Here is a 23,409-nt window from a genome sequence, read left to right on the forward strand (position 1 = left end):
ATAGAATTAGGGTGGTAACGCGATTAATACTCGTCCCTTTTTATTAGGGGGCGAGTTTTTTAATGTAAAAAATTATTTAGCTATTTAGTTGTAGCCTAAGTTAATTTAGATAAAAATCATAATATATAATTATATGAAAGGGTGGTATTATGGCTAAGTTTAAACAGTTAGTAGACAGTTCTGTTAAGCAAGCAGAAGCAGAAGTTTCAAAGTATTGGAATGAAATAGATATACTTAATAAAACTTTAGAAAAAGGTGAAAACGATCCAAATTTCGTATTCTTTGAAGGACCTCCAACAGCGAATGGAAATCCAGGAATACACCATGTTATAGCAAGAACTCTAAAAGATTCTGTTTGTAGATATCAAACTATGAATGGATACCAAGTAAAAAGAAAAGCTGGATGGGATACTCATGGATTACCAGTTGAAATACAAGTAGAAAAAGAGTTAGGATTATCAGATAAGCAACAAATAGAGGCTTATGGAATCGATAAATTTAATGAAAAATGTAGATCATCAGTATTCTCTTTTGAAAAGCAATGGAGAGAAATGACTGAAAGAATGGCTTATGAAATAGATTTAGATAACCCATATATAACATTAGACAATAACTATATAGAGTCAGTATGGTGGATATTAAATAAGTTTAATAAAGAAGGATATGTATACGAAGGTCATAAGATACTTCCATACTGCCCAAGATGTGGAACAGGTCTTGCATCACATGAGGTTGCTCAAGGATACAAGGAAGTAAAGACTAATACAGTAGTAGCTAAATTTAAAAGAGCTGATGCGAATGAATATTTCTTAGCATGGACAACTACTCCTTGGACATTACCTTCAAACGTTGCTTTAACAGTAGGACCAGAAGTAGACTATATAAAAGTTAAGCAAAATGATGAAGTTTACTATGTAGCTAAAGCATTAGCTAATAAAGTATTAGGTGAAGACTATGAAGTGTTAGATGAGATGAAAGGTAAAGATTTAGAACATATAAAATATGAACAATTAATGCCATTTGTAGAAACTGATGAAGAAGCATTCTTCATAACTTGTGGAGATTATGTAACAACTGAAGATGGTACAGGTATAGTACATACTGCACCAGCATTTGGTGAAGATGACTACAATTTAGGTAGAAAATACAACTTACCAGTATTACAACCAGTTGATGAAAGTGGTAAATTTACTACTACTCCTTGGGAAGGTAAATTTGTTATGGAGGATGGACTAGACGTTGAAATAATCAAATGGTTACATTCTGAAAATAAATTACACAGCAAAGAAAAAGTAGCTCATAACTATCCACATTGCTGGAGATGTCAAACTCCACTTGTATACTATGCTAAGCCAAGTTGGTATATAGAAATGACGAAGTTAAAGGATCAATTAATAGCAAATAATAAAACTGTTGAATGGTACCCAGCTTTCGTAGGTGAAGGTAGATTTGGTAACTGGTTAGAAAACTTAAATGACTGGGCAGTATCAAGAAGTAGATACTGGGGAACTCCTTTAAATATATGGAGATGTGAATGTGGTCATAAAGATTCTGTAGGTTCAAGAGCTGAACTTGCTGAGAAAGCTATAGAAGATGTAAATCCAGAAACTGTAGAATTACACAGACCGTATGTTGATAATATACATTTAAAATGTGAGTGTTGTGGAAAGCCAATGACAAGAGTAACTGATGTTATAGACTGTTGGTTTGATAGTGGTTCAATGCCATTTGCTCAACATCATTACCCATTTGAAAATAAAGAAAACTTTGAAGAATTATTCCCAGCAGATTATATCTGTGAAGGTATAGATCAAACTAGAGGGTGGTTCTATTCATTACTTGCAATATCTACATTTGTTATGGGCAAAGCTCCATACAAAAAGGTTTTAGTTAATGACCTTGTGTTAGATAAAGAAGGTAAGAAAATGAGTAAATCAAGAGGAAATACTGTAAACCCATTTGAATTATTTGACCAACACGGAGCAGATGCACTAAGATGGTACTTATTATACGTATCTCCACCATGGACTCCAACTAGATTTGACGTTGATGGATTAAAAGAAGTTCAAAGTAAGTTCTTAGGAACTATCAAAAATGTATATAACTTCTTTACATTATACGCAAATATGGATGAAGTAAATCCATCAGATTTCTTTGTAGAATACAAAGATAGACCAGAATTAGATAGATGGATATTATCAAAGTTTAATAACTTAAAGAAAGATGTTGAAGAAAACTTAGCTATATTTGAATTAAATAAAACAGTAAGAACTATACAAGACTTTATAAATGAAGATTTATCTAACTGGTATATAAGACGTTCAAGAAGAAGATTCTGGGCAACTGAATTAACAGAAGATAAAAAATCAGTTTATAACACAACTTATGAAATATTAACAGAGCTTTGTAAGTTAATAGCTCCATTTACTCCTCATATAGCAGAAGAGATATACAGAAACTTAACTGATGAAGTATCAGTTCACTTAAGTTCTTATCCAAAAGCTAATTTAGAGTTAATAGATGCTGAATTAGAAGAGAAGATGGATTTAGTTAAAAACTTAGTTACTTTAGGTAGAGCATCAAGAGAAGCTACTAGAATAAAAGTACGTCAACCAATACAAAAAGTATTAGTAGATGGTAAATTTGAAACTATTATAAGTGATGTAGTTGATTTAATAAAAGAAGAGCTTAACGTTAAAGAAGTAGTATTTGCTAAAGATTTAGGCGAGTATATGAACTTTAGCTTAAAGCCAAACTTTAAGGTTTTAGGACCAATATTAGGTGCTAAGATGAAATTCTTTGCTGGAGCATTAAATAAATTAAACTCAAGTGAAGTTGTACCTAAATTAGAAAATGGAGAGAGCTTAACTGTTTTAATAGATGGAGAAGACTTTGAATTTAATAAAGAACATGTATTAGTTAACATAGCTGCTAAAGATGGATTTAATGTATCTATGGAAAATAACTTATTTGTTATATTAGACACTACATTATCTAATGAATTAATAGAAGAAGGATATGTGAGAGAATTTATATCTAAAATACAACAAATAAGAAAAGCAAGTGATTTTGAAGTATTAGATAACATAGATATAGAGTTCTGTGCTGATGATGAAATAGCAAAAGCAGTAGAAAATTATAATGACTATATAAAAACTGAGACTTTAGCTTTAGAAATAAATAGAGTTGAAGATGAAAGTTTAGAAAAACATAATTTAAATGATCATATGACTGGAATAAAAGTTACAAGAAAATAAATAAAATAAACCACCTATTATACATTTTTAGTATGATAGGTGGTTATTTTTATGCATTGGTATTATCAGCAGTTGCTATAATAGGGTCTTTAGCTGGAATTTTAATAGGACTGGGAGCATCATTTTTTATATAATATAAATTTAAAAATACGATAAAATTATTTTATATGAACTTATAGTATTTTAAAATGTAGAAAAAGGTAGAAAAATAGCTTAAATTGAATTTTCTGTAAACGTAAGAAAACCTTTACAAGACATATATAAGAATATATACTTAAAGAGTAAGAGGTAAATAATAATTACATATAGGGGTATGTAATATATTGGGAAAAATAGTTTGAGGTTTCGATACAATCAGCATATAAATATATATGCAAAATCGGGGGATAAGATTGTTGCGGAAGTTATATTTTTATAAAAATTAAATAATTATGCATTTAAAAATAGAGTATATGTAGATTAAATATAAATCTGCTATACTCTATTTTTATAGAATGTAGAAAATTATACAAAGCTTAAGAATAAAATTTTGTTATCAAAAATATATTAAAATGAAATTCTAATTTTGTATATACAATATATGAAATATGCAATATATGAAATGAAAAAAAGTAGAAAAATGACGCAAAACGTATAATTGAATTTTGAAAAGAAAAAAATGTAATAAAATAAAATATATTGTATAAAACTAAATTTTCTGCAAAATGACTTAATCATTTACAAAATATGTAAAAATAATGTAATATTATAAATGAAAAGGGACAAAAAAGTAGATTGTTGCATAATAGGAGGATAAATATGTTAGGGATAAATAATTTTAGATTTCATCATAATCCACATATAAATGGATGTTGTGGAAGTGGGGGAGAAAATTGTTGCGGAAGTCATGATCATGAAGATCATGTACATGCACATACACATGACCACGGACATGAACATGATCATACAAATGGTCAAGGACATGACCACAACCATGAAGATGGATTCACAGGAACTCATAGTCATGACCACGGACACACACATGAACATGGACATGCTCATACAAATGACCATGACCACACTCATGCATAAGAATTAAATAATAAAAATAATTTAATTAAGAAATTAAATTAAAACCATGAAGGTTTATATTTTAAGAGGTATATTTATTGTGCTCTTATATAACTTCATGGTTTTATTTTGTATAAATATAATTAATTTGAAAATTTTAGGGGGAAGATATTATGGTAAAAAGTAAAAGTTTAAAAAGATTTTTAGTAGTATTAGGTATAGCAGGGTTAACTTTAAATGTTGTAGGATGTTCATCTAAAAACAAAGAAAATGGTGATAAGGCACAAACTAAGGTTGAAGCAAGTAACTTCAAACCAGTAGAGTTTGTATACTCAGATGCAGCAAAAGATTATAATGTTAAAGTTGAAACTCCACGCCAAAAGGCAGTTACATTATCACAATTTATGACTGAAATGTTACTTGCACTTGATTTAGGGGATAGAATAACTGGAACTGCACTTTTAGATAATCCAATATTGCCAGAATTTAAAGAAAAATACGATAAGATACCTCAACTTGAAATAGGAGAAAATCATTCTGTATCAAAGGAAGGATTTATGGCTACAGGTGCAGACTTTGTTAGTGGATGGGACTCTTCTATAAGTGCTGAAACTACAGGTGCACCTGATGAACTTATAAAAAAAGATATAACTCCATTTATGGCAAAATCTTACGCACCAGATGCAAAATTAGAAACAGTTTATGAAGATTTTGAGTTATTAGGAAAGATATTTGGAGTTGAGAACAAAGCTAAAGAAGTTATAGATAAAATGAAAAGTGATATAAAAGTTGTAACTGATAAAGTTGGAGATATTAAAGAAGAAGATAGAGCAAAGATGATGGTTTACGACTCAGGTGAAAAAGATGCTATGGTAGTTGGATCAGGATTGGCTAATGACTTGATAAATCATGCAGGAGGGAACAATGTATTTGGTAAAGATGCTAAAAAACCTTATATAAATGTTTCTTGGGAAAGTATAGTAGCTCAAAATCCAGAGGTTATCTTAGTGACTGATTTTATGGCAGGAGAACCAGTTCAAGATAAAATAAACTTTTTAAAGAGTCATCCAGCTCTTAAAAATGTGGATGCTATAAAAAATAATAAAATATATGTTGTAGGGTTAGCAGATTTATCTCCAGGTATTAGAAATGCTAATCTTGTAGAAAAAATGCATGGATATTTCTTTGGAGAGAATAAGTAATGGAAGCAGTAGCACAAAACACTAAGAGCCTTTCTAAAAAGAAAGGTTTCTTCTTTTGGACTTTAGCACTTAGCATTGTTTTACTAGCTGCAATAATATGTGCAATAGCTGTAGGTAGTACATATATAGAACCTGGAGTAGTTTACAAGGTATTACTTAATAAGCTGTCAAATGGAAGTATATTTGAAATAAATTGGAATGTTATGTTTGAAAATATAATATGGGAAATTAGATTTCCTAGGGTTCTCTTAGGAGCAATATGTGGAGCAGGACTTGCTATTTGTGGTGTACTTATGCAATGTGTAACAAAAAACCCAATAGCAGAACCTTATATATTAGGTATATCTTCTGGTGCATCTTGTGGAGCTGTTGGAGTTATAGTCCTTGGTGGAATATCAACACTTGGAATAAATAGTATAACTACTGGGGCATTTGTTGGATCTATGATATCTGGAGCTTTAGTATTTGCAATAGGTACTCAAATGGGTAAATCAACGTCTACAACAAGACTGGTACTCTCTGGAATGGCTATATCAACAATATTTTCTGCACTTACTAACTTACTTATATATTCAGCCGATAATTCTAATCAAGCAAAAAACGCATTGTTTTGGACGATAGGTAGTTTAGGAGGCGCAAAGTGGGATGTATTATTGCTTCCATTTATTGTTTTAGTTATAGTTATGATAATAGCATTTGTAATGTCTAAATCTCTAGATATATTGCTTCTTGGAGATGACAATGCGATAATACTTGGTATAAATGTAAAACTTGTAAAATCAATAATATTAATACTAGCTACATTCCTTACATCAACATTAGTTGCAATAACTGGTGCGATAGGATTTATAGGTCTTGTAGTTCCACATATATGTAGAACTATAGGAGGAAGCGATCATAAAAAACTTATAATACTTTCATCTTTAGTAGGGTCAATATTCTTAATACTATCAGATGTTGTGGCGAGGGCGCTTTTCCCTCCAATAGAAATACCGATAGGAATAATAACTTCATTAGTTGGTGGACCATTCTTCTTATATCTAATTTCTAAGAAAAATTATGAATTCGGAGGAAAGGACTAATGAAAAAATTACAAGTTGAAAATCTAAGATTTAGTATAGATAAAAAAGAAATATTAAAAGGCATATCTTTTGATGTTCCTAAAGGATCGTTTATAGGAGTTATAGGACCAAATGGCTGTGGAAAATCTACCTTACTTAAAAATATATATAGACTTCACAAACCGTCTAGCGGGAGTATTATATTAGATGATAAGGAATTATCTAAAATGAAAGATAAAGAATGTGCAAAGGAAATTGCAGTATTAGCTCAAGAAGGAAGCTCTCAATTTGATTTTACTGTTGAACAAATAGTAAAAATGGGACGCTATCCGTATAAATCTATGTTTGAAGACTATTCTAAAAATGATTTGAAAATGGTTAAAGATATGCTAAAAAAGGTAGGACTAGATGATTACAGTGGTAGAAGTTTTTCAAAGTTATCGGGTGGAGAAAAACAGCGAACATTAATAGCGAGAGCGTTGGTTCAAAACACAGATTTTTTAATACTAGATGAACCAACAAATCATTTAGATATAGGGTATCAAATACAACTTATGGATTTAGTTAAAAGTCTTAATATAACAACTTTGTCAGCTATACATGATATGAATATAGCATCTATGTATTGTGACTATATAGTAGTAATGAAAAAGGGACAAGTGATAAAATTTGGAACTGTAGAAGAAGTAATAACATCAGAAATGTTAAAAGAGGTATTTGGAGTTAACGCTTATGTTGGAATAAATCCTATAAATAAAAAACTACAAGTTTCATTCATGCATACTCATGAACACATTAATGGGGTAGGACATGATCATATTCATGAAGATGGATTTAGTGGTGAACATGTACATTACCATGAACATGCATTGCAATAAGATAAAAAAGGAGATATATTATGGGTCAAGTAGAATTTTTCGACTCTATAGCAAAAGAATGGGATACTATTATAGAAGTGAATGAAGAAAAAATAAACATTCTTTTATCTAAAATAAACATAAAAGATAATACTAGTATATTAGATGTAGGTACTGGAACGGGAGTTTTAATTCCATTCTTGAAAAAGATAAATCCTAACGGGGGGATAAAAGGAATAGATATTTCACAGGGAATGCTTGATATTGCTAATGAAAAATTCAAAAATATAGATAATGTAACTTTTGAACTGGTAGATATTGAAACATCTACGATTAATGAAAGTTATGATAAAATAATTCTTTATTCTATGTTTCCACATTTAAAAGACAAAACATCTACAATTAAGTTTTTAGTTGAAAAGAACTTAAAAGAAAATGGAAAACTAATAATAGCTCATTCTAATAGCAGATTTTTCTTAAATAATATGCATAAAGAAAAAGATGAAAGAGTTAGCAAAGATATTCTTATTCCAGTTATTGAGCAAAAGCTGTTATTTGAAGAAGTAGGATTGAACGTAGTAGATGCTTTTGAAAATGATGAAATTTACTACTTAGTTATAAGTAAAAGTTAGAATACATAATTTAGGGGGATTGGATTATGAGAAATAAGAAAATAGTTTTGTCAGGGTTGTTTATAGCATTTGGTATAATAGTTCCTATGATATTTCATACAGTTAATTTAGCAGGATCAATATTTTTACCAATGCATATACCGGTTTTAATAGCTGGATTTTTATTAGGACCATTATATGGTGGAATAGTTGGAGCACTTACTCCTATATTAAGTAGTTTTATGACAGGAATGCCACCGTTAGTTCCTGTTATGCCTATAATGGTTTTTGAACTTTGTGCGTATGGAATTATAACAGGATTTTTATTTGGCAAAACAAAGAACACATATATATCTTTAGTAGGTGCTATGATAGGTGGAAGGTTATTTGCTGTAGTTGGTGCATTTTTAGTATCACTTACTATAGCTCCTCAAGTTAGTCCTTTGATGTTTGTATTTGGAAGTTTAGCTAAAGCTATACCTGGAATGATAGTGCAGATAGTTTTTATACCTATATTGGTTAAATTTATGACTAAGAACACAGAAATATCTAAGGCATTGGCTTAGTAAATACTTTATATAATGAATATTTACTATACTATATAGTTGACAAATTTTAATGCAAAGCATATTATAAAATAAGAAATTAATAATTAAATCCTAAGAAAAGGATTAGTAACTAAAAAAACTTTAATACAGAGAGTTAAGGATGTTGAGAACTTAGCATAAAGAATTTAGCGAATGGACCTTGGAGGAATAAAGTGAAATACATTTGTAGAGTAGCTTATATCGTGACTGCACGTTACAGCAGATATTAAGTGATATGTGCTTTAAGCATATATAATTTAGGTGGTACCACGGAAATATATCCGTCCTATAGTTTAATATAGGGCGGATTTTTTAATATTTGAAAACATAGGAGGTTCTCATGAACAGAATAGGTATAATCGGAGCAATGGATGAAGAAGTAGATATATTAGTACAACTAATGGAAGTTAGGGAAACTGTAGAAAAGGCTAGTTTGAAATTTTACAAAGGAATATTAGAAGGAAAAGAAATAGTTTTAGTAAGATGTGGAATAGGTAAAGTAAATTCAGCATTATGTACACAAATATTAATAAGTGAATTTGATGTAGATGCAATAGTTAATACAGGTGTTGCAGGGGCATTGCATGCTGATTTAGGTGTATATGATATAGTTATATCAACAGATGCAATACAACACGATTTTGATACAACTGTATTTGGAGATAAAAAAGGTGTAATACCAAGAATGGAGAGTTCAACTTTCGTAGCAGATGAAAGACTTGTAAAAGCAGCTTATGAGTCTTCAGTAGCAGAAACTAAAACTCATAAAGTAGTTAAAGGAAGAGTTGTATCAGGAGATATATTCATAAGCTCTAAAGAATTAAAAGATGAATTAGTAAATGAATTTGATGCATATTGTGGAGAAATGGAAGGGGCTGCTATTGCTCATGTATGTTCGTTAAATGCTACACCATTTGTAATAATAAGAGCGATGTCTGACAAAGCTGATGGAACTGCTGATATAACATATGATGAATTTGTTCAAGATGCAGCTCATAATTCTAAAGATATAGTAGTTAACATGTTAAAATCGATATAGGGGTGATATAAATGAGTGAAAAGAAAATAATATTCAGTGGTGCTCAACCATCTGGAAAAATGACTTTAGGAAACTACCTAGGGGCTATACAAAACTGGACTAAGCTTCAAGATGAGTATGATTGTTTTTACAGTGTAGTTGATTTACATGCTATAACAGTACCTCAAGAAGCTAAAGATTTAAGAGCTAATACTATGCAATTACTTGCTCAATATTTAGCGTGTGGATTAGATCCAGAAAAAAATACTATATTTATACAATCTCATGTAAGTGCACATACTGAGCTTATGTGGATATTAAGCACAATGACTTATATGGGTGAGTTAAGTAGAATGACTCAATTTAAGGATAAATCACAAAAAAGTGAAGCTAACTTAAATTCAGGATTATTCACATACCCAGTACTTATGGCAGCGGATATACTTTTATATCAAACTGATTTAGTTCCAGTTGGAGAAGACCAAAAACAACATTTAGAACTAGCTCGTGATTTAGGAGCTAGATTTAATAATAGATATTCTGAAACATTTAAGATACCAGATCCATATATACCAAAAGAGGTAGGAAGAGTAATGAGTTTACAAGAGCCTACTAAAAAAATGAGTAAGTCAGATTCTAATGAAAATTCATTTATACTTTTAGCTGATGATACAGATACAATAAGAAGAAAAGTAAAAAGAAGTGTAACTGATTCACTAGGTATAGTAAATTATACAGATGAACAACCAGGAATAAAGAACTTATTAGACATTTATTCTCAACTAGACAATAAGTCGATAGAAGAATTATTATCTATGTATGAAGGTAAGGGATATGGAGTATTTAAAGAAGATGTAGCTGAAGTGATTGTAGAAACTTTAAGACCTATTAGAGAAAAATACAATGACCTTTTAAATAATAAAGATTATTTAGAAAATGTATACGCACTAGGTGCAAATAAAGCTGAAAAACAAGCTAGAAAAACATTAAGAAAAGTATACAAAAAAGTAGGATTAATAGAACGTAAATTTTTATAGATTAAACAAAAAAAGGAGTTGAAATTAACTCCTTTTTTGTTTTTTATTTAAAATCTTTTTCAAACTCATCTAAACACTCACTTAAAAGAGTAGACGTGTAAGCCATAGAAGGACCACCACCAAAAGCTACAGAAACCATAGCAGATTCTAGTATTTCTTCTCTAGTAGCGCCTGATTCTAAAGCCTTATAACAGTGATAAACGATACAATATTCACAACGACTATAAACCCCAATAGCAACACTCATTAATTCTTTTGTTTTAGTGTCTAAAGCCCCTGGCTTATAAGTTGAACTTAAAAGTCTACTAAATGCAGCTACATTTTGTTTATTAGTTTCTGTTAATTTCTCTAAACCTTGTGAAAATGAATTTAACATTTCTCGTACATTATACATGTAAAATACCCCCTTGAAATATGTATATTGCATAGCTAATAATTAGCTATGCAACTATTTAAAATAATTATAACAAAACTCTATAATAACATCAACTATTATTATAGAGTTTTACTATTTTTTAGTATTTTATTAAACACATTTTTAAATATAATCAAGTCATTTTCATCTATGTCTTTTATAATATTTTTAGAAAAATTTATTGAAATAGGTAGTATCTCATTGTATGTAGATTTACCTTTAGATGTTAAGCAAAGCATTGTTATTCTCCTATCATTAGGATCTTTTTTTCTTTCAACTAAGTTTTCTTTTTCCATTCTATCTATTAATCTAACTATAGTAGATTCTTTAGAATCTATAAGATTAGAAAGTTGTTTTTGGGTTATACTTTCATTTTTTTGTATATAATAAATAGCAATCCATTGAGGTCTTGTAATATTATATGGCAATAAACTATTGTTAAAAGCTTCTATTATTTCTTTATTACATTTGTTGCTTATAAAGCAAACACAATCTTCTAAATTAAACATCAAAAAACCTCCTTACTTTTTTACATTATAGCACATACAACGATTAATTTCTTCACATACTATTTTTGTATTAGCTTTTCACAAAAGGAAGTGATGCATATTAAATATAAAGAAGAAAATAACCTAAATAATCAAAATCCTGTGAATATGAAAGATCTTGATCGTGCTATGAATGAGTTAAATTTATGTGAAAAAACGTCAGAAGATTTAGGCTTAATGAGAAGATATTTAGAAAGACTTTTACTAACTATAGAAAGAAGCAGAATAAGGGATTATATGATGTTAACGGATAGCAAAAGAAGGTTATTTTTAATAAATTTCGTAGCAGGACTAGGGAAAGGATTTGGTCAAGCTATAGGCTTTACTTTTTTAGCAGGTTTATTATTTTATATGATGAGTAGTTGGGTTGATTTACCTGTAATAGGAGAGTATATAGCTAAATTAATGAATATTGTAGATGAATATAGAAAGGGTAGATAAATATGGACGCTAATAAATACAAAAAACAATTGTTAGAAGAAAAACAAAAATTAAGTAAGTTGATTTCTGAAATGAAGGATAATACAGTCTTTGGAGATACGACAGATCATACTAGTGAAAAATATACATCAGGTGAATTATCAAGCTATGATAATCATCCAGCTGATATAGGTACAGAAGTTTATATGCAAGATATGCAAAATAGTTTAACTGTTCATGAAGCAGGGAAACTTGATAACATAGAAAATGCACTATCTAAAATAGAAAACGGAAACTATGGTATATGTGAAGAGTGTCAAAAACAAATAGATGAAGAAAGACTAGATATACTCCCAGAAACTAATTTATGTAGCGATTGTGCAAAACATCAGCCAAAAAAGCATATAACAAGTAGAGAGTTCAATCAAAATCTTATAAATAAGGGCTCTGGATTTTACGATGAAGTATTACTAGAACTTCAAGAAATGAATAAAATGCCTAATGATGAATCTGAATTAGATTGATAAAGAAAAGAGGTATTAAATGTGAAAAACTCATTAAATATATCACTTATAGTGTTATTTTTAGCAATAGGAGTATATTCATATAATAATAAAGAAAACTTAAGTGATAATGAAGTTATGAATACAAAGGAAGATATAATAAGTGACTATGAAGATATAATAATAAAAAAGGGCAATGATGATGAAAAGATAATTGCTCTAACTTTTGATGATGGACCAGATGCAGACTTTACACCACAAGTACTGGATATATTAAAAAAATACGATGTTAAAGCAACTTTTTTTGTTGTTGGAGAAAAAGTGAAATGGAATCCCAAACTTTTGAAAAGAGAAAATGAAGAAGGTCACGAAATAGGAAATCATACATTTACTCATATAAATGTATCCAAAAGAAATTATGGAGAAATAGAAAAAGAAATAAGTGATACTCAAAAGGCAATAAAAGAGGTTATAGGAAGAGAACCGAATTTATTTAGACCTCCATATAGAGCTATAAGTAGAGATATGTGTAGTATTGCTAAAAATAAAAATATGAACATAATTTTGTGGTCTAACCTAGACCCTAGAGATTGGTCAAATCCAGGCGTTTATTATATAGTTGATACTATAACTTCAAAAGTTAAAAATGGTAATATAGTCCTTTTGCATGATTATAATAATTTAAGAAACAAAAAGTCTCAAACTATACAAGCATTAGATATTATAATACCTAAATTAAAAGAGATGGGATATGAATTTGTAACAGTATCTCAGCTTATGGAAAAAATAGATAAAGACCAACCTACTCAAAAATAAAAAATTAAAATTATATAAATAATAACAGGCTTCCAATTAGGAAGCTTTTTTTTGTATAATAGTATTATATAATAAATTGGGAGGAAAAAATATTGTTATACGAATTGATAATAGTTTTATTAATAGGAATAGATCAAGCTTCTAAAATATGGGCATTAAATTCGTTAAAAGAAATGGAAAGTATACCTATAATTGAAAATGTGTTTCATCTTACATATGTAGAAAATAGAGGTGCAGCATTTGGAATGTTGCAAAATAATCAAAGTATATTTATAATAGTTGCATTAACTGCTTCAGTATTTGGATTATACTATTTACATACTAAAAAAGTAAACTTCTTAGGAAAAGTCAGCATCATACTTATAATAGCAGGTGCAATAGGAAATCTTATAGATAGAATAAGAATTGGATTTGTAGTAGATTATTTTGATTTTAGATTTATTTGGGAATATGTATTTAATATAGCAGATATTTTTGTAGTAGTAGGAACGATAATGCTGTGTGCATATATAATATTTTTTGAGGAAGAAAAGCAGGTGAAGTAATGGACGAGATAAGAGAATTTTTAGTTATTGATGAAGAAGAAGGAGATAGATTAGATGTATATTTATCATCTCAACTTGGAGATATGTCAAGAAGCTACATTCAAAAGATAATAAAAGAGAAAAAAGTAAAAGTAAATAATAAAGAACAAAAAGGAAAATATTTAGTAAAAGAAGATGATAAGGTAGTAATAGAAATACCAGCGCCTAAATTATTAGAAGTTACACCTCAAGACATACCAATAGATATTGTTTATGAGGATAGTGATTTGCTTATAGTAAATAAGCAACAGGACGTGGTAGTTCATCCAGCTCCAGGAAATTATGAAAATACATTAGTTAATGCAATACTATATCACTGCAAAGACAATTTATCATCTATAAATGGAATTATAAGACCTGGAATAGTGCATAGAATAGATAAAGATACATCAGGGTTATTAATGATAGCTAAAAATAACAACGCTCATAATAGCTTAGCAGAACAGTTAAAGGACCATTCTATAACTAGAGAGTATGAGTTTATATGTCACGGTGTCGTGAAAGAAGATAAAATAACTGTAGACAGACCAATAGGAAGAAATCCTAAAGATAGACTTAAAATGGCAATAGTAAAAGATGGTAGAAATGCAGTTACTCATTTTGAAGTTGTAAAAAGATATGAAAACTTTACACATATGAGAGCTAGACTTGAAACAGGTAGAACTCATCAAATAAGAGTGCATGCGTTATCTATAAATCATCCGCTTTTAGGAGACAATGTTTATGGACCTAAAAATAATAAATTTAAAACTAATGGTCAAACATTACATGCTAAGAAATTAGGATTTATACACCCAAGCAGTAAAGAATATGTAGAATTTGATTCACAATTGCCTACTTATTTTCAAGATATAATCAACAAACTTAAATAAGCATTGCAAAAACTAGCATAAAAGTATATAATGTTTCTAACAACTAAATAAAATACCTTTAAGTGATACAGCGATATCATAAGGCAAAAGCATAAATTAACTTGCCATAAGTATTATTACTTATAAAGTGAGTTTTAAATTTTAGTACATACAAGCTTCTTGTCTTATGATAAGGAGCTTTTTAGATTAATAAACTTAATATATATTAGGAGGTTGCCCATGAGAGAAAAAGCCCAATTAATGGATGAAAAAGCAATATCAAGAGCAATAACAAGGGTTAGTCATGAAATAATAGAAAAAAATAAAGGTATAGAAGATATAGTTTTAGTAGGTATAAAGACTAGAGGAGTACCTATTGCAAATAGAATATCTAAAAAAATTGAGCAAATAGAAGGTAGTAAAATTGATACAGGTGAAGTTGATATAACTTTATATAGAGATGATTTAAAAAAAATAGATATAGATCCAGTACTTAATGGGTCAAATATAGATTTTAATATAAATGATAAAATAGTTATTTTAGTAGACGATGTATTGTATACAGGTAGAACTGTAAGAGCGTCACTAGATGCTATAGTTGATATAGGAAGACCTAAATCAATACAACTTGCAGTATTAGTAGACAGAGGTCACAGAGAGTTACCTGTAAGAGCAGATTACGTAGGTAAAAATGTTCCAACATCTAAACATGAAATTATATCAGTTAAATTATTAGAAACAGATGGCGAAGATTCAGTAACAATAAAAGAGTAGTAACGTACACTATATAAGATATATAGCACCTTTTAATCCAGTGCAGAGATGCTGGGAAAGGGAGAATTATTTCTCCCTAAAAAATCAAGGGAGGTTTTTTTATGAAAAAAACAATAATGTCATTACAACATTTACTAGCGATGTTTGGAGCTACAGTATTAGTTCCAATATTAACAGGGTTTGATCCATTAGTAGCAATATTTTGTTCTGGTCTTGGAACTTTAATATTCCACTTTTGTACAGAAGGAAAGGTACCAGTATTTTTAGGATCAAGTTTTGCATTTATTCCAGTTATATTAGCGGCTAAAGAGGCATTCAATGGAGACTTAGCATATGCTCAAGGTGGAATTATGGTAGCTGGCTTACTATATGTAGCTATGTCGTTTACAGTTAAAATAGTAGGAGTAGATAAAATCAAAATATACTTCCCATCTCAAGTAACAGGAGCAATGATAGGTGTTATAGGATTAAACTTATTACCAACTGCATTTGATATGGCATCATCAAATATATTAATATCAATAATAACTTTAGCAATAGCAATTACTATAAATAAGTTCGGTAAAGGATTTATAAAGCAATTAGGAATATTGATAGCCGTATTTTCTGGATATGCAATATGCTTATCAATGGGATTAGTAGATATTAGTACAATAACAAAAGCTAGTTTCTTTCAAATACCAAACTTCACACTTCCTAAGTTTAGCTTAGAAGCAATAGTGTTAATAGCACCGGTAGTAATAGCAGTATTTATGGAACATATAGGTGATATGACTACTAACGGAGCGGTTGTAGGAAAGAATTTCATAGAAAACCCAGGATTAAACAAAACTTTACTTGGAGATGGATTAGCTACGATAGCAGCAGGATTTTTAGGAGGACCAGCAAATACTACTTATGGAGAAAACACAGCAGTACTTGCAATAACTAAAAATTATGACCCATCATTATTAAGACGTACAGCAGTGCTAGCGATAGGGCTTGCATGTATAGGTAAGTTTGGTGGATTTTTACAAAGTATACCAGTAGCGGTTATGGGAGGAATAAGTATATTATTATTCTCTATGATAACTTTTGTAGGATTTAAAACTATAAAAGACAGTGAGTGTGTACAAAATAAAAATAATATAATTATCATAGTTACTATAATGATTATTGGATTAGGAACAACATACTTAAGTAACAAAGGAATTGTAATAGGAATACCTGTGACGCAAAGTGTAACAATAACAGGACTTAGTTTAGCAGCGATAGTGGGTATTTTATTAAATAGAGTTTTAAACAATAAGGAGTTTAAATTAGAAAAAGAAAAAAAATCAATAACTCCACAAACTACAACAGTATAATTAAAAAGAAATTAGAACCCTTTATTAGATTGAAAGTATAAATCTAATAAAGGGATTTTTATGTTGTTTTATATACAAAAACTATAGACATGTATATGGAAATCTTGTACAATAAAAAATTGTCGTCAAGAAATAAAAAGTTAATGTAATGACATTTTAGGAGGAACGAATGAAGTTAAAAAAATTAATATCAATAGCAGTGTCAGCAGTATTATGTTTATCAGTATTAACAGGGTGTTCATCAGATAAAAGTAGTGAAAAAGAACCTATGTCTATAGGTATAGTTTTAGGAGAAGGTAGTATAAATGATCAGTCATTTAATCAATCTACATGGGAAGGTCTAAAAAAAGCAGAAAAAGATTTTGGTATAAGTGTAAAATACTTTGAGTCAAAACAAGAATCAGATTACATACAAAATATAGAAACATTAGTAGACGAAGAAACCGATTTAATAATAGGGGTAGGGTATCAATTAAAAGATTCTATAGAAGAATCAGCAAAAGATTATCCAAACCAAAAATTTGCATTAATGGATGAAACATATGATAAAATACCAGAAAATGTAGTACCAGTAGTATTTAAAGAAGAAGAGGCAGCATACTTAACAGGAATTTTAGCAGCTAAAATGACTAAAACTAATACAGTTGGATTTATAGGTGGATTACCAGCACCATCTGTAGTTAAATATCAAAATGGATATAAGTATGGAGTAGAATCTACAAATAAAGAAATTAATGTATTAGAGCAATTCGCTAACTCATTTAGTGATCAAGCTAAAGGAAAATCAATAGCTAAACAAATGTATTCATCAAATGCAGATTTAATATTATCTGCAGCAGGAGATGTAGGAACAGGTGCTATAGAAGCAGCAAGAGAAAATGATAAATTTGCAATAGGTGTAGATAGAGATCAAAGCTATTTAGCAAAAGATAATGTAATAACATCAGCTTTAAAGAAGTTAAACGTGGCATCTTATGACTTAGCTAAAGAATTAGTTGAAGGAAACTATAAGGGTGGAGTAGAAAAGGTATATGGCTTAAAAGAAGGCGCAGTAGGTATATCAGAAAACACTAATAACCACGTACCTAAAGAGATAATAGATTATGTTAATAAAGAAGCTGAAAAAGTAATAAGTGGCGAGATAAAAGTTCCAAAGAATGAAAAAGAATACAAAGAATTATCAAAATAAATAAAATGCTGTAGAGAAATTGTTTTATATAAGTTCTCTACAGCATTTTTGTCTCTATTCTTTGATTTTTAATTTAGCAACTAATTCTTCATTTGGATCTACATAAACTGTACTGTTAGTATCATAAATTACCATACCTGGTTTTGATCCGTTAGGTTTTTTTATGTTTTTCTTATTAGTATAATCAACAGGAACCTTAGATGATAACTTACCTTTACTAAAGTAAGCAGCAAGCATACCGCCTTCAAATATAGTTTGATCAGGAACTTCTTTTCCTTCGCATTTTATAATAACATGAGAGCCTGGAATATTCTTAGTATGCATCCATATATCGTTATTTTCTGCAATCTTTAAAGTAAGGAAATCATTTTGTTTATTATTTTTACCAACTAAAATTTTAAACCCATCAGAACTTATAAATTCGTGTGGTTTTGTAGTAAGTTTACTTGGTTTTGCAGCTAATTTAACTTCTTTTTTATTCTTATTTTTAATTTTTATATATCCAAATTTGCCCAATTCTTCTCTTATATCAAGAAGTTCAGCTAGGTTTTCGCAGTTTTCTATACTTAAAATAATGTTTTCTAAATAATCTATTTCTTCTTCACTTATTTGAATCTGATGAGTTAATTCTACTTTAGCAGTTTTCATTTTAGAATATCTTTTAAAGTATTTTTGTGCATTTTCAGAAGGTGTAAGATTTTTATTTAAAGCTATAGTTATATTTTTATATTCTGGGTCATAGAAATTAGAAACTTCGATATTTTCCATTCCTTTTTCAACCATATATATATATGATGTAAGTAATTCACCTTTAATTTTATATTTATCGGCACTATTAGAAACTGCAAGTTCTTCTTGTTGTTTTTTTAATTTGTTATAGAGTCTATCTAACTTTATAGATATACTTTTTCTAAGATCAGAAGAACGCTGATGAATCCTATCTTTTATATCTTTAGTTTTATAATAATCTTCTAGTATTTTAGACATACTATCATTATTTATGAATGATAAACCACTAAATAAGCTTAAATTAACACAACTGAAATCTACAACTTTATCTATATTTTCATCAATAACTATGGATGGTGAATAGTTATTAGATTTAATGTCGTCAAATAAAGTAGAAAAAGCATTGTATAAGCATTTAAAATCATCATCTGACATATCTTTTATATTACTTTTTTCATCAACATTAGCCCTAAAACAAATTTCCTTGGAAATAATTGGACTTATGCCGAGAAATTTAGAATAAATAGCTTTAGAAATATTTCCATCAAAAGTATTTAAAGTGCTTATAAATTCGTTTATAGATATATTTTCAAGTGGATTTATTTTATCTTGTTCAGGAGGTAATGTGTAGCTCATTCCCGGTAGTATTTGACGAACCCTACTTATACTAGGTGGGATTCTTTTAGCAGAGTCTATTATTTTATCATCAGATGTATGAGTAAGAATTATATTACTGTGTCTTCCCATAATTTCTATAATAATGTCTTTTGTAGTTTTCTCTTTTAGTTCATCAAAAGACTCAACACTAATTTTTATAATTCTTTCAAAATCAACTTGGCAAATACCTACTATATTACCACCTTGAATATGCTTTCTAAATAACATACAAAACATTGGTGCATTGATAGGATTTTCCTTTTTAGAGTTGTTTGCTATATAAACTCTTGGATTTGAAGCACTAGCACTTAAAATTAACTTAAAATTTTCTTGATTGTTACGTATATGTAAAACCATTTCATCATTTTCAGGTTGATGAACTTTATCTATTTTACCACCTAAAAGCTTTGAATTTAATTCATCAACTATAGAATGTATAACTAAACCATCTAACGCCATAATAATTACTCCTTTCTTTTACATAAAAATGTAAGTAAATTAATTATTACATATAATATATATAATGTGAATAGGTAGCTTAACTTAATCAAGTTTTTATAAAAAAAAATAAAAAAAATATTATATAATTTCCTTTTCTAACTAATATATTGTATAATATTAAGTTAGGGATTTAAATTTAAAATGGCGATATTATGAAAATTTAGAAGTCGCCTATGTAAGTAAGAATAATATCTTTTAAGTATTATCTAATTATATAGATTAAAATAGAAAAAAATGTAAATATAGCATCATAAGATGGATGTGTAAAAATAGATATAGACGGTTTTATTTATGATAGGACTAGCTATAAAAATATATGAAGAAACTTTGGAGGTATAATATGGCTATAAGTATGACAGGTTTTGGAAGAGGAGAGTATAAAGACGATAAGTATTCTTTTTTAATAGAATGTAAAACTATAAATCATAAGTACGCAGATATAAATATTCGTCTACCAAGAAAAATATCATTTTTAGAAGATAAAGCAAGAAATTTAATAAAAGATTATGTAAAAAGAGGAAGAGTAGATTTATACATAAAGCTTGACGTATTAGGTGATGAGGATGTAAACTTAAAGTTTGATGAGGCCTTAGCTAGTCAATATGTAGATATATTAAAGCAAATAAGAGATAAATTTGATTTAGTAGATGATATAAGTGTTATGAATATAGCTAAGTTTCCTGATGTCGTGAAAAGTGAAGAAAAAGAAGAAGATGAAGATGTTTTATGGTCTATGCTTAAAAAAGCTTTAGAAGAAGCTCTATGTAAGTTAAAAGAGATGAGATCTGAAGAAGGTGAAAAATTAGCACAAGATGTTATAAAGAGATGTGATCTTCTTAAAAATTATATTGAAGAAATAGAAAAGTACTCTTATAATGTTGTTATTGATTATAAAGAAAAGCTAAACAATAGGATAGGTGAGATACTAGAAAACCCAAGTTTAGTAGATGAAAATAGATTAGCTCAAGAAGTAGCAATGTATGCTGATAAAAGTAGCATAACTGAAGAAATAGTTAGATTTGAAAGTCATATACAACAACTTAAAAAAACTATTGTAAAAAATGAATCTATAGGAAGAAAAATAGATTTCTTAATTCAAGAAATGAACAGAGAGACAAATACAATTGGATCAAAATCTTCAGACTTAAACATAACTAATTTAGTAGTAGAAGTTAAATCTGAGTTAGAAAAAATAAGAGAACAAATTCAAAATATAGAATAGAAAATATAACATAAGTTTAAGTGAAATAATAAACATTTTTATAATTGGAAAGGAAGATAATAATGCTTAAGAGAAAAGGGCTGTTATTAGTTGTATCAGGACCATCTGGTGCTGGAAAAGGTACAATATGCAAAGAACTATTAAAACAAAATGACCAAATAAAATTATCTGTGTCAGCCACTACTAGAAAACCTAGAAATGGTGAAGTTGAAGGAGTTAATTATTTCTTCTTAGAGAAAGAAAAGTTTCAAGATATGATAAGTAAAGGTGAGTTTTTAGAATATGCTCAAATTTACGATAATTTTTATGGAACTCCTAAGGCAGCTATAATAGAGTGCTTAGAAAATGGGCAAGATGTTATACTAGAGATAGAAATGCAAGGTGCAGTGCAAATAAAAGAAGTATATCCAGAAGGTGTATTTATATTCGTACTACCTCCATCTTTACAAGAATTAAAAAATAGGATAGTTGGAAGAGGGACTGAAACTAAAGAAGAAATAGAAAAAAGATTCAGTTGTGCATTTAAAGAAATAAACCAGATAGTAAACTATGATTATTTTGTAGTTAATGGTGATGTAGCTAAATCAGCTAAAGAAGTAGAAAGTATAATATTATCTGAAAAGAACAAAGTCACTAGATACAAAAATAATATAATAGATAAATTCAAGGAGGAATTATAATATGTTAAAACCATCAATAAATGAAGTACTAGACAAAATAGACAACAGATACTACTTAGTTGGGACTGTTTCAAAGAGAGCAAGAGAATTAATAGATGGTGCTGAAACTTATGTTGCAAATTCAAACAAAGAAACTAAGCCAGTTAATTTAGCAACTCAAGAAGTTGTTGACGGAGAAATAAGCTATAGATTATTAACTGAAGAGGAAATAGAAATAGCAGAAGCTAGACATCATGCAGAGCAACAAAAAACTATAGAGCAGGAGTAATTTTATATGTTTAAAGATAAAACTGTTGTAATTGGCGTAAGCGGTGGTATAGCAGTATATAAAACCTTAGATGTTATAAGTCGATTAAAAAAACTAGGAGTAAATGTTAATGTTATAATGACAAAATCTGCTACAGAGTTTGTTACTCCATTATCATTTCAATCTTTAAGCCAAAATTATGTAGTTTGTGATATGTTCGAAGACCCTAAGACTTGGGATGTAGAACATATATCTTTAGCAAAAAAAGCAGCTGTATTTTTAATAGCACCTGCAACTGCTAATGTTATAGGTAAAATGGCTAATGGTATAGCAGATGATATGCTTACAACGACAGTCATGGCTACAAAAGCTAAGGTTTTAATAGCACCAGCTATGAATACTAATATGTATGAAAATCCTGTAGTTCAAAGGAATATAAATACATTAAAAGAACTTGGATATAATTTTGTTGAACCTGAAAGCGGAAGACTTGCTTGCGGAGATATAGGTAGAGGTAAATTAGCTACTCCAGAGACTATAGTTGATGAAGTTGTTAAGTTACTTAGTACTAAACAAGATTTAAAAGGAAAAAGCATAATAATAACAGCTGGGCCTACAATGGAAAGTATAGACCCTGTAAGATTTATAAGCAATAGATCAAGTGGAAAAATGGGTTATGCAATAGCTTCTCAAGCTATAAATAGAGGTGCAGACGTAACTTTAATATCTGGACCTACAAACTTAACACCACCACAAAATCTTAAAAAACTTGTTAGGATAGAAAGTGCTAAAGATATGTATGATGCAGTTATAGAAAACTTTGATGAAAATCAAGTTATAATAAAAAGTGCAGCAGTAGCAGATTATAAGCCTAAAGATTATTCTGATAAAAAAATAAAAAAATCTAATGATGATTTATCTATAGAGTTAGATAGAAATAAAGATATTGCTTATGAAATTGGAAAAATAAAAAAAGATAAAATATTAGTTGGCTTTGCAGCTGAAACTAATGATCTTATAGAAAATGCAAAAGGTAAAGTTCAAAAGAAAAATTTAGACTTTATAGTAGCAAATGATTTAACTAAAGAAGGCGCAGGATTTGGCGTTGATACTAATATAGTTAAAATCATAGATAAACAAGGAAATATTACAGAATATCCTAAAATGAAAAAAGAAGAGGTAGCAAATGTTATTTTAGATAAAATAACAATGCTACTTAAAAGATAAGCATCTATTAAATATAGATG

At 28.9% G+C, this 23,409-nt stretch carries 24 protein-coding genes and 2 other annotated features (1 of these 26 only partly in view); of the genes, 21 read left to right on the forward strand and 3 right to left on the reverse strand.

What is annotated here, in order from left to right; translation table 11 throughout:
* Nucleotides 1–41 (forward strand) — a binding site (T-box leader) (it extends 200 nt beyond the left edge of the window).
* A 108-nt stretch (nucleotides 42–149) separates the two neighbouring features.
* From ileS to trpS, 9 genes are all read left to right on the forward strand, one after another.
* On the forward strand, nucleotides 150–3,257 hold the full coding sequence (gene ileS, locus QOZ84_RS06015; protein ID WP_284132060.1) for an isoleucine--tRNA ligase: 3,108 nt from the start codon (nucleotides 150–152) through the stop codon (nucleotides 3,255–3,257).
* A gap of 798 nt (nucleotides 3,258–4,055) precedes the next feature.
* The gene (locus tag QOZ84_RS06020) at nucleotides 4,056–4,328 is read left to right on the forward strand and encodes a hypothetical protein (RefSeq protein ID WP_284132061.1); all 273 of its coding nucleotides are present in this window, start codon (nucleotides 4,056–4,058) and stop codon (nucleotides 4,326–4,328) included.
* A 152-nt stretch (nucleotides 4,329–4,480) separates the two neighbouring features.
* Nucleotides 4,481–5,509: an ABC transporter substrate-binding protein gene (locus QOZ84_RS06025; protein WP_284132062.1), complete on the forward strand. Its 1,029-nt coding sequence runs from the start codon at nucleotides 4,481–4,483 to the stop codon at nucleotides 5,507–5,509.
* Nucleotides 5,509–6,591 (forward strand): FecCD family ABC transporter permease, encoded by a 1,083-nt coding sequence (locus tag QOZ84_RS06030; RefSeq protein WP_284132063.1) that lies wholly within the window; start codon nucleotides 5,509–5,511, stop codon nucleotides 6,589–6,591. Before QOZ84_RS06025 ends, QOZ84_RS06030 begins: the two co-directional genes overlap by 1 nt.
* Complete coding sequence (locus QOZ84_RS06035; RefSeq protein ID WP_284132064.1) at nucleotides 6,591–7,448, forward strand: ABC transporter ATP-binding protein; 858 nt, start codon at nucleotides 6,591–6,593, stop codon at nucleotides 7,446–7,448. Before QOZ84_RS06030 ends, QOZ84_RS06035 begins: the two co-directional genes overlap by 1 nt.
* Nucleotides 7,449–7,468: 20 nt before the next feature.
* Nucleotides 7,469–8,059: a class I SAM-dependent methyltransferase gene (locus QOZ84_RS06040; protein WP_284132065.1), complete on the forward strand. Its 591-nt coding sequence runs from the start codon at nucleotides 7,469–7,471 to the stop codon at nucleotides 8,057–8,059.
* A gap of 26 nt (nucleotides 8,060–8,085) precedes the next feature.
* Complete coding sequence (locus QOZ84_RS06045) at nucleotides 8,086–8,604, forward strand: ECF transporter S component (RefSeq protein ID WP_284132066.1); 519 nt, start codon at nucleotides 8,086–8,088, stop codon at nucleotides 8,602–8,604.
* 86 nt (nucleotides 8,605–8,690) lie between these two features.
* Nucleotides 8,691–8,917 (forward strand) — a binding site (T-box leader).
* Nucleotides 8,918–8,965: 48 nt separating this feature from the next.
* A complete protein-coding gene (locus QOZ84_RS06050; RefSeq protein WP_284132067.1) occupies nucleotides 8,966–9,664 on the forward strand; it encodes a 5'-methylthioadenosine/adenosylhomocysteine nucleosidase in 699 nt (232 codons plus the stop codon).
* Between the two features lie 11 nt (nucleotides 9,665–9,675).
* On the forward strand, nucleotides 9,676–10,680 hold the full coding sequence (gene trpS / locus QOZ84_RS06055) for a tryptophan--tRNA ligase (RefSeq protein ID WP_284132068.1): 1,005 nt from the start codon (nucleotides 9,676–9,678) through the stop codon (nucleotides 10,678–10,680).
* A 43-nt stretch (nucleotides 10,681–10,723) separates the two neighbouring features.
* Here trpS and QOZ84_RS06060 read toward each other — a convergent pair whose 3' ends face one another.
* Together QOZ84_RS06060 and QOZ84_RS06065 are read right to left on the reverse strand one after the other, a co-directional pair.
* Nucleotides 10,724–11,074: a carboxymuconolactone decarboxylase family protein gene (locus tag QOZ84_RS06060; RefSeq protein ID WP_284132069.1), complete on the reverse strand. Its 351-nt coding sequence runs from the start codon at nucleotides 11,072–11,074 to the stop codon at nucleotides 10,724–10,726.
* 101 nt (nucleotides 11,075–11,175) lie between these two features.
* On the reverse strand, nucleotides 11,176–11,604 hold the full coding sequence (locus QOZ84_RS06065; RefSeq protein ID WP_284132070.1) for a MarR family winged helix-turn-helix transcriptional regulator: 429 nt from the start codon (nucleotides 11,602–11,604) through the stop codon (nucleotides 11,176–11,178).
* A 93-nt stretch (nucleotides 11,605–11,697) separates the two neighbouring features.
* Here QOZ84_RS06065 and QOZ84_RS06070 point away from each other — a divergent pair, with 93 nt between their 5' ends.
* From QOZ84_RS06070 to QOZ84_RS06105, 8 genes are all read left to right on the forward strand, one after another.
* Nucleotides 11,698–12,084 (forward strand): DUF5665 domain-containing protein, encoded by a 387-nt coding sequence (locus QOZ84_RS06070; RefSeq protein ID WP_284132071.1) that lies wholly within the window; start codon nucleotides 11,698–11,700, stop codon nucleotides 12,082–12,084.
* A gap of 2 nt (nucleotides 12,085–12,086) precedes the next feature.
* Nucleotides 12,087–12,587: a TraR/DksA C4-type zinc finger protein gene (locus tag QOZ84_RS06075; RefSeq protein ID WP_284132072.1), complete on the forward strand. Its 501-nt coding sequence runs from the start codon at nucleotides 12,087–12,089 to the stop codon at nucleotides 12,585–12,587.
* Nucleotides 12,588–12,608: 21 nt separating this feature from the next.
* Nucleotides 12,609–13,382 (forward strand): polysaccharide deacetylase family protein, encoded by a 774-nt coding sequence (locus QOZ84_RS06080; protein WP_284132073.1) that lies wholly within the window; start codon nucleotides 12,609–12,611, stop codon nucleotides 13,380–13,382.
* Between the two features lie 92 nt (nucleotides 13,383–13,474).
* Complete coding sequence (lspA, locus tag QOZ84_RS06085; RefSeq protein WP_284132074.1) at nucleotides 13,475–13,927, forward strand: signal peptidase II; 453 nt, start codon at nucleotides 13,475–13,477, stop codon at nucleotides 13,925–13,927.
* Nucleotides 13,927–14,838, forward strand: coding sequence for an RluA family pseudouridine synthase (locus QOZ84_RS06090; protein WP_284132075.1), 912 nt, complete (start codon nucleotides 13,927–13,929; stop codon nucleotides 14,836–14,838). The genes lspA and QOZ84_RS06090 overlap by 1 nt, the downstream gene beginning before the upstream one ends.
* Nucleotides 14,839–15,057: 219 nt before the next feature.
* Entirely contained in the window at nucleotides 15,058–15,591 is a 534-nt protein-coding gene (pyrR, locus tag QOZ84_RS06095; protein ID WP_284132076.1) for a bifunctional pyr operon transcriptional regulator/uracil phosphoribosyltransferase PyrR, read from the forward strand.
* A gap of 101 nt (nucleotides 15,592–15,692) precedes the next feature.
* Nucleotides 15,693–16,937 (forward strand): uracil-xanthine permease family protein, encoded by a 1,245-nt coding sequence (locus tag QOZ84_RS06100; protein ID WP_284132077.1) that lies wholly within the window; start codon nucleotides 15,693–15,695, stop codon nucleotides 16,935–16,937.
* Between the two features lie 169 nt (nucleotides 16,938–17,106).
* Nucleotides 17,107–18,126 carry a BMP family lipoprotein gene (locus QOZ84_RS06105; RefSeq protein ID WP_284132078.1) on the forward strand — a complete coding sequence of 340 codons (1,020 nt, stop codon included), beginning with the start codon at nucleotides 17,107–17,109 and terminating at the stop codon, nucleotides 18,124–18,126.
* Between the two features lie 54 nt (nucleotides 18,127–18,180).
* On the opposite strand, the gene QOZ84_RS06110 is transcribed toward QOZ84_RS06105, so the two are convergent.
* On the reverse strand, nucleotides 18,181–19,971 hold the full coding sequence (locus QOZ84_RS06110) for an Rqc2 family fibronectin-binding protein (protein ID WP_284132079.1): 1,791 nt from the start codon (nucleotides 19,969–19,971) through the stop codon (nucleotides 18,181–18,183).
* Between the two features lie 382 nt (nucleotides 19,972–20,353).
* On the opposite strand from QOZ84_RS06110, the gene QOZ84_RS06115 reads away from it, so the two are divergent.
* The 4 genes from QOZ84_RS06115 (at nucleotide 20,354) to coaBC (ending at nucleotide 23,389) form a co-directional block, all read left to right on the forward strand.
* On the forward strand, nucleotides 20,354–21,235 hold the full coding sequence (locus QOZ84_RS06115) for a YicC/YloC family endoribonuclease (RefSeq protein ID WP_284132080.1): 882 nt from the start codon (nucleotides 20,354–20,356) through the stop codon (nucleotides 21,233–21,235).
* Between the two features lie 62 nt (nucleotides 21,236–21,297).
* On the forward strand, nucleotides 21,298–21,915 hold the full coding sequence (gmk, locus tag QOZ84_RS06120) for a guanylate kinase (protein ID WP_284132081.1): 618 nt from the start codon (nucleotides 21,298–21,300) through the stop codon (nucleotides 21,913–21,915).
* 1 nt (nucleotide 21,916) lies between these two features.
* Nucleotides 21,917–22,183 carry a DNA-directed RNA polymerase subunit omega gene (rpoZ, locus tag QOZ84_RS06125; RefSeq protein WP_284132082.1) on the forward strand — a complete coding sequence of 89 codons (267 nt, stop codon included), beginning with the start codon at nucleotides 21,917–21,919 and terminating at the stop codon, nucleotides 22,181–22,183.
* A 6-nt stretch (nucleotides 22,184–22,189) separates the two neighbouring features.
* On the forward strand, nucleotides 22,190–23,389 hold the full coding sequence (gene coaBC / locus QOZ84_RS06130) for a bifunctional phosphopantothenoylcysteine decarboxylase/phosphopantothenate--cysteine ligase CoaBC (protein ID WP_284132083.1): 1,200 nt from the start codon (nucleotides 22,190–22,192) through the stop codon (nucleotides 23,387–23,389).
* Nucleotides 23,390–23,409 lie beyond the last annotated feature (20 nt).

The organism is Romboutsia sedimentorum, from assembly GCF_030131845.1.
Taxonomy (GTDB): Bacteria; Bacillota; Clostridia; order Peptostreptococcales; family Peptostreptococcaceae; genus Romboutsia_D; species Romboutsia_D sedimentorum.